General features: G+C 78.0%; 6 protein-coding genes. 5 read left to right on the top strand and 1 reads right to left on the bottom strand.

Annotated elements, in window-relative coordinates:
- The first annotated feature begins 193 nt into the window (after positions 1-193).
- Complete coding sequence (locus ACRYR7_RS23450) at positions 194-2,611, top strand: chemotaxis protein CheA (RefSeq protein ID WP_432574629.1); 2,418 nt, start codon at positions 194-196, stop codon at positions 2,609-2,611.
- A 1-nt stretch (position 2,612) separates the two neighbouring features.
- On the top strand, positions 2,613-3,050 hold the full coding sequence (locus ACRYR7_RS23445) for a chemotaxis protein CheW (RefSeq protein WP_432574627.1): 438 nt from the start codon (positions 2,613-2,615) through the stop codon (positions 3,048-3,050).
- Positions 3,051-3,111: 61 nt separating this feature from the next.
- Here ACRYR7_RS23445 and ACRYR7_RS23440 read toward each other — a convergent pair whose 3' ends face one another.
- Positions 3,112-4,047 carry a hypothetical protein gene (locus ACRYR7_RS23440; RefSeq protein WP_432574626.1) on the bottom strand — a complete coding sequence of 312 codons (936 nt, stop codon included), beginning with the start codon at positions 4,045-4,047 and terminating at the stop codon, positions 3,112-3,114.
- Positions 4,048-4,286: 239 nt separating this feature from the next.
- Between ACRYR7_RS23440 and ACRYR7_RS23435 the strand changes: the two genes are divergently transcribed.
- The 3 genes from ACRYR7_RS23435 to ACRYR7_RS23425 are packed head-to-tail and all read left to right on the top strand — an operon-like array spanning position 4,287 to position 6,690.
- Positions 4,287-5,201 carry a hypothetical protein gene (locus ACRYR7_RS23435; protein ID WP_432574624.1) on the top strand — a complete coding sequence of 305 codons (915 nt, stop codon included), beginning with the start codon at positions 4,287-4,289 and terminating at the stop codon, positions 5,199-5,201.
- Between the two features lie 46 nt (positions 5,202-5,247).
- Positions 5,248-5,862, top strand: a complete 615-nt coding sequence (locus ACRYR7_RS23430) for a hypothetical protein (protein WP_432574622.1) — start codon at positions 5,248-5,250, stop codon at positions 5,860-5,862.
- 18 nt (positions 5,863-5,880) lie between these two features.
- Positions 5,881-6,690 carry a YcnI family copper-binding membrane protein gene (locus tag ACRYR7_RS23425; protein ID WP_432574621.1) on the top strand — a complete coding sequence of 270 codons (810 nt, stop codon included), beginning with the start codon at positions 5,881-5,883 and terminating at the stop codon, positions 6,688-6,690.
- Positions 6,691-6,725 lie beyond the last annotated feature (35 nt).

The following is a 6,725-nucleotide window of genomic DNA, read 5'->3' as shown; positions in this document are numbered from 1 at the left end:
CGGGAGGCCGGCACCCCGCCCGGGGTGCCGGCCTCCCGCCGTCCCCGGCGGCGTCCGCGCCCGCGCCGCGCTTCAGCTCCGCGCCGCTGGTGCCGATGGGTGAACCAGGCACCACGAGCGACGAGCCGCCCGCCAGGGCGGAGCGCCGCACCCCCCGCACATCACCCCGTCGCGAGAGTCGGAGCGGAACCGCATGGACGACATGGACGAGATCGTCCAGGAATTCCTGGTCGAGAGCTACGAGAACCTGGACCAGCTGGACTCCGACCTCGTCGCGCTGGAGCAGCAGCCCGGCAGCCGCGAGCTGCTGGCCAGCGTCTTCCGGACGATCCACACCATCAAGGGCACCAGCGGCTTCCTGGCGTTCTCCCGCCTGGAGTCGGTCGCCCACGTCGGCGAGAACCTGCTGGCCCGCCTGCGCGACGGCCAGCTGGTGATGACCCCGATCACCACCGACGTCCTGCTGCGCATGGTCGACACGATCCGCGCGCTGCTGGCCGCCATCGAGGAGAGCAGCAGCGAGGCGTCCGTCGAGGTCGACGCGGTCGTCGCCGCCATCCGCGCCGTCCTCGACGGCGAGGTGCCGGTGCTGCCGGCCGCCGACGGCGCCGGCGTGGAGGTCGCCGCCGAGCCCGCCCCCGCCGCGCCCGCGCCCGCCGCGGCGCCGGTGGCCGAGGAGCCCGCGGTCGAGGAGCCGGCGCCCGCCGCCGAGCCCGCCCCGGTCGCCGAGGCGCCCGCGCCCGAGCCGGCCCCCGTCGCCGAGGCCCCCGCGCCCGAGCCGGCCCCCGAGCCGGCCCCCGTCGCCGAGGCGCCCGCGCCCGTCGCCGAGGCCCCCGCCCCGGCGGCCGTCCCGGCGCCCGCCCCCGCGCCCGCCGCCGAGAAGGCCCCCGGCTCCGAGAAGGCCTCCGCCGTCGAGGCCAGCATCCGCGTGGACGTGGAGCTGCTGGAGTCCCTGGTCCGCCAGGCCGGCGAGCTGGTCCTGGCCCGCAACCAGATCCTCCAGCGCGCCGGCACCCTGCGCGACGAGGACCTCACCCGCGCCTGCCACCGCCTGAACCTCGTCGCGAGCGAGATGCAGGAGACGGTCATGCGCACCCGCATGCAGGCCATCGACCACCTGTGGTCCAAGCTGCCCCGCGTCGTGCGCGACCTCGGCAACATGCTGGGCCGCAAGATCAAGCTGGAGATGGAGGGCGGCGACACCGAGCTCGACCGCACCCTGCTGGAGGCGGTCAAGGACCCGCTGACCCACATCGTGCGCAACGCCGTCGACCACGGCATCGAGCCGCCGGAGGTGCGCAGCGCCGCCGGCAAGAACGAGGTCGGCACCCTGAAGCTGCGCGCGGCGCACGAGGGCGGCCAGGTCGTCGTCGAGGTCCGCGACGACGGCAAGGGCATCGACCCGGCCGTCATCGGCGCCAAGGCCGTCGAGAAGGGCCTGGTCTCCGCCGCCAAGCTCGAGGCGCTGACCCCCAACGACGTCCTGCAGTTCCTCTTCCTGCCCGGCTTCTCCACCGCCGCCAAGGTCACCAACGTCTCCGGCCGCGGCGTCGGCATGGACGTCGTGAAGACGAACATCGAGCGCATCGGCGGCTCCGTCGACGTCGAGTCCGTCGTCGGCCAGGGCACCGTCTGGCGCCTGCGCATCCCGCTGACCCTGGCGATCGTGCCGGCCCTGACCGTCGAGTGCGCCGGCCAGCGCTACGCGATGCCGCAGGTCAACCTGCTGGAGCTGGTCAGCCTCGACACCGAGCGCATGTCCAAGGCCATCGAGGACGTCGGCGGCGCGAAGGTGTACCGCCTGCGCGGTGCGCTGCTGCCGCTGATCCGCCTGGAGGAGGCGCTGGAGCTCAAGCGCCCCGCGGACGTGGAGCTGCCCTCCAAGCTGGTCATCGCCGTCCTGGAGTGCGACGGCCGCCGCTTCGGCATGGTCGTCGACCGCGTCCTGGACACCGAGGAGATCGTCGTCAAGCCGCTGTCCGGGGCGCTGAAGAACATCGGCAGCTACGCCGGCGCCACCATCCTGGGCGACGGTCGCGTCTCGCTCATCCTCGACGTGCAGTCCCTGGCGCGCCGCACGATGCGCTCGGACGGCCTGGAGCACGCCGCGGCCGAGGCCGCCACCGCCAGCGCCGCCACCGGCGAGGGCCAGCGCCTGCTGGTCGTCGGCCTGGGCGACGACCGCCGGGTCGCGATCCCGCTGGACGTCGTCACGCGCCTGGAGGAGTTCAAGACCGACTCCATCGAGCGCGTCGGCCGCCGCGAGGTCGTCCGCTACCGCGGCGAGATCCTGCCGCTGGTGCGCCTGTCGAACCACCTGGGCAGCATGCGCGGCTTCGACGAGCCGGAGCTCACCGCCCTGCCGGGCGTCGTGTACTCCGCGCGCGGCCGCTCCGTGGCGATCGTCGTCGACGAGATCGTCGACATCGTCTCGGGCCAGGACGCGCGCAGCGACATCGACGACGCGGGCCTGGTCGGCTCCGCGGTCATCCGCGACCGCGTGACCGAGCTGCTCGACGTCCGCTCCGCGATCCTGGCGGCGGACCCGAACTTCTTCACCGAGCAGGCTCAGAACGAGTACGCCGCCGCTTCCTCTCGACTGGGGGTCTGACGTGTCCACGCAGTACGCCACCTTCACCCTCGCCGGCCACCTGTTCGGCGTGGAGGTCCGCCGCGTGCAGGAGGTGCTCACCGAGCAGCCCCGCACGCCCGCCCCGCTGGCGCCGCGCGCCGTCGCCGGCCTGATCAACCTGCGCGGCCAGGTCGTCACCGCCCTGGACCTGCGCCGGCGCCTGTGGCTGCCGGACCGCGAGGAGGGCCAGGCCGCGATGAACGTCGTGGTCCGCTCCGCCGAGGAGGTCTGGAGCCTGCTGGTGGACTCCATCGGCGGGGTCATCGAGGCCGCCGACGCGACCTTCGAGCCGCCGCCGGACACGCTGTCCGGCCCGATCCGCGAGCTGATCCGCGGCGCCTACAAGCTCGACGACGCGCTGCTGCTCGTCCTCGACGTCGACAAGGCGCTGGAGATCGAGGGCGCGGACGCGGCCTGAGACCCGTCCCCCCGCAGGCCCCCCACCACCGGTGGGGGGCCTGCGGCCGTCCGGGGCCCGTTCACGACGGGCGCCGGTACAGCGCCAGGTCGTCCTGCGGCACGCGCGGCAGCCCCTCCGCCCCGGACCGGGGCGCCGCCCCGGACTGCGGCGCGGGGGGCGCCGCGGCCGCCGGCGGGGGAGGGGCCGCTGCCGGTGGGGCCTGCGGGGCGGGTGGTGCGGAGGTGACCGCCGGGACCGGTGGCGCGCTCACCGGCGAGGCCCCGGCCCGCGGCCCGGGCTCGCCCGCCGCACCCTCCGCCGCACCGCCCGCCGAAGTGCCCGCCGAAGCGACCGCCGAGCCGTCCGCCGAACCGCCCGGCCGCGGGCCGGGCCGCAGGAGCACCCCCGCGCACAGCACCGCCAGCGTCGCGCACAGCAGCGCGGTGCCCAGCGGCACGCACGCCTCCAGCCAGCTCCACGAGGAGCCCCAGGGGCTCAGGCCCCCGTCGTCCTCGGCGGACACCGTCGCCAGCGAGCCGCCCGCCAGCGCCAGCGAGGCCAGCACGAGCACCGCGGCCACCCCCGCCCCGGCCCGGCGCTGCGCTGCGGTGGGCGCCAGCCACGCCGGCCGGCCCGCCAGCGCCAGCCCCGCCACCGCCAGCAGCCCCACCGTCGAGGCCAGCAGCGCGGTGGCCGCGGGCACCGCCTCCAGCATCGGGCCCCAGCGGTCGGTCGCGCCCAGCGGGGACAGGCCGCCCTCGAAGCCCTCCGGGCTGCTCACCCGGGCCCTCCAGCGCAGCTCCTGCACGTCGTCGTCGCGCGCGCCGGCCAGGAACCGCCGGCAGGCCTGCGCGGCCAGCAGCACCGGCGCCACCGCCGCCACCAGCAGCGCCCACACCGCCGGGCCCGCGCCCGAGCCGCCGTCGTCCCGCTCCAGCCCGTCGTCGTGCTCGTGCCGGTCGCCGTCGCCGTGCTCGTCGCCGCGCGGCTCGCGCACCGCGCCCGGGCCTGCCATGGCACGACGTTACGGCCGCTCCGCCCGCCCGTCCCCCCGGACGGAGCAGCGCGACTGCGCAGCGTGCGCCGTCCGGAGGCCCCGACGCACCCGTCCGCGTGACGGTGCATGGCGAACGCCGACACGCAGTGTCAGGGTGGCGGCACGCCACCCGGTCCAGGGTGGACAGACGCGCCGCCCGCCCGGGCGGTGCGGCGGCGCGCGGCCCGGGAGGCACGACCACCATGCACTACTCGCTCGTGAGCTCACCGGTGCTCGGCTTCGACCTGGTCCGCCTGCCGGCGGGCGACTCCGCCGCCGAGGTCCTGCTGCGCGCCCTGGAGTGCGGGCCGCGCGAGATCGACGTCCTCGCCGCCCACCACGACGCCGCCGCGCGCGCCGAGGCCTGGCGCACGGTGCGCCGCGCCGCCAGCGCCGTGCCGGTGATCACCGACGTGCTGGACCAGGTCGCCGCCGGCCTGGCCGACGGCGCCTTCGCCGACGAGCTCACCGGCCCGCGCCTGGAGAAGGGCGTCGTGCGCGTCCTGCAGGGCTCCCCGATCGCGGACGCGGACGCCCTGGTGCGCCTGGTGCACCACGACGTCTTCGACTGGACGTGGAGCGCCCCGCTGGACGGCGGCCCGCGGCTGCGCACCGAGTCCGCCGGCCGGGCCGCCGACGTGCTCGCCGACGCCGCCGTGTCCGCCTACCTCGGCGAGCGCCTGCCCGACGGGGTGCGCCGGGTGCTGGCCAGCCCCTACCTGCACGCCGCGCGCGACCTGGCGCCGCTGCCCACCACCCCGGAGGACCTCGGCCCGGCGCAGGAGGGCGTGCGCGCCGTCCTGGACCGCCTGGCCCGCCTCGACGGCACCGACCGCGCGTGCCTGCGCGCCGTGTCCGACTCGCACCGCCCCAGCGGCGGGGACTGGGCGAGCGCGGTGCACGACGCCTCCTGGGCGGTGCACCTGTCGGGCCGCGTGCGCACGGCCGCGGTGGCGCAGCTGCTGGCGGTGCGCGCCTTCCGCGCCGGCGGGCTCGACGTCGCCGACGGCGCCAGCGGGCTGTGGAACGTCGTCAGCGGCGTCGTGCACGCCGAGGTCGTCGCGGACCTGCTCTCCTCCGACGCGCGGGCGGTCCTGCTGCGCCCGTGGGAGGCCGCCTTCGGCGACGCCTGAGCCGGACCCGCCCCGCGCGCTCCGCGGGGCTGGGTACGGTGTCGGCGTGCAGTCGCCGGACCGGGGTGCGGTGCGCCTGGTCCGAGCGGGGGCCCTGGCGCTGACCGTCGTCGCGCTCGCCTCCGCCGCGCACGTCACCGGCGGCGCGCAGCTCCCGCCGCCGCTGGTCCTGGCGGCCCTGGCCGCCCTGACCGCGTGCGGCGCCTTCGCCCTGGCCGGGCGCCGGCTGTCCGCCCCCGCCGTGCTCGCCGCCCTCGGCGGCGGGCAGGCCGCGCTGCACGCCGCGCTGCGGGTGCTGGCCGCCGACACCGTCGACGTGCCCTCGCACGGCCACCACCAGCAGTGGGTGCCCCTGGCCGCGCAGGCGCTCGGGCACGCGGGCGGCGGCGCGCCGCCCGCGGTGCCGATGCTGCTCGCGCACGCCGTCGCGACCCTGGCCGCCGGCCTGGTGCTGGCGCGCGGGGAGCGGGCGGTGTGGTCGCTGTGGAGCTGGCTGCAGCCGCTGCGGGTCGTGGTGCTCGCGGTGCTGCGGGTGCCGGTGCTGCGCCCGGTGGCGCCGGTGCCGGTGGTCGTCGCGGTGCGCCCGCGCTCCGTGGTCGCGCGCCGGGTGGCGCGCCGTGGTCCGCCGGCGGGGTCCGCCCCCGCCACGACCACCCGCTGAACCACCCGGAGGACCCCCATGAGCTCCACCCCGCGCTCCACCCTGCCCACCCGCGCCCTGCCCGCCCGCGCCCTGCTGGGCGCCGCCGGAGCCGCCGCGCTCCTGCTCGCCGCCGCCCCGGCGGCCTCCGCGCACGTGCGCGCCGTGCCCGACGCCACGGCCGCCGGGTCGTGGAGCGTGGTGACGCTGCGCGTGCCCAACGAGTCGGACACCGCCGCGACCACCTCGCTGCGCGTGACCCTGCCCGACGACACCCCGTTCACCTCCGTCTCCGTCGAGCCCGTGCCGGGCTGGACGGCGGTCGTGGAGGAGGCGGCGCTGCCCGAGCCGGTGCAGGTCTCCGGCGCCACGATCACCCGCGCCCCGCGCACGGTCACCTGGACCGCCGAGCCCGGCACCGGCGGCATCGGCGTGGGGCAGTTCCAGCGCTTCGCGCTGTCGGTGGGGCCGCTGCCCGCCGAGGGCACCCGCGTGCTGCTGCCCGCGGTGCAGACCTACGCCGACGGCGAGGTGGCCGACTGGTCGCAGGTCGCCGACCCGGGCGCCGAGGAGCCGGAGAGCCCCGCGCCCGAGTTCATGACCACGGCCGCCGCCGAGGACGCCCACGGCGCCCACGGCGCGCACGGCGGCGCCGCGCCGACGGCCGGCGCGCAGCAGGCCGGCGCGGAGGGGACCGCCGCGGAGGAGACCGCCGCGCAGGGGACCGGCGCCGCGCAGGGGACCGGCGCGGACGGCACCGCCCGCGCGCTGGGCGGGGCCGGCCTCGTGCTGGGCCTGGCCGCCCTCGTGCTGGCGCTGCTGCGCCGCCGCGCTCCCGCGGCCCGCTGAGCGGCCCGCACCCGCGACGGCCCCCGCGGGCGCCC

It is taken from the genome of Kineococcus gurbantunggutensis (genome assembly GCF_050871925.1).
GTDB lineage: Bacteria > Actinomycetota > Actinomycetes > Actinomycetales > Kineococcaceae > Kineococcus.
Note: the sequence above shows the minus strand (reverse complement) of the source record. Positions and strands in the feature narration are given on the sequence as shown.

Excerpts from the sequence above, each read along its gene's own strand:
- ACRYR7_RS23450 (WP_432574629.1), top strand. The coding sequence starts at position 194 with ATGGACGACATGGACGAGATCGTCCAGGAATTCCTGGTCGAGAGCTAC.
- ACRYR7_RS23440 (WP_432574626.1), bottom strand. The coding sequence starts at position 4,047 with ATGGCAGGCCCGGGCGCGGTGCGCGAGCCGCGCGGCGACGAGCACGGC.
- ACRYR7_RS23425 (WP_432574621.1), top strand. The coding sequence starts at position 5,881 with ATGAGCTCCACCCCGCGCTCCACCCTGCCCACCCGCGCCCTGCCCGCC.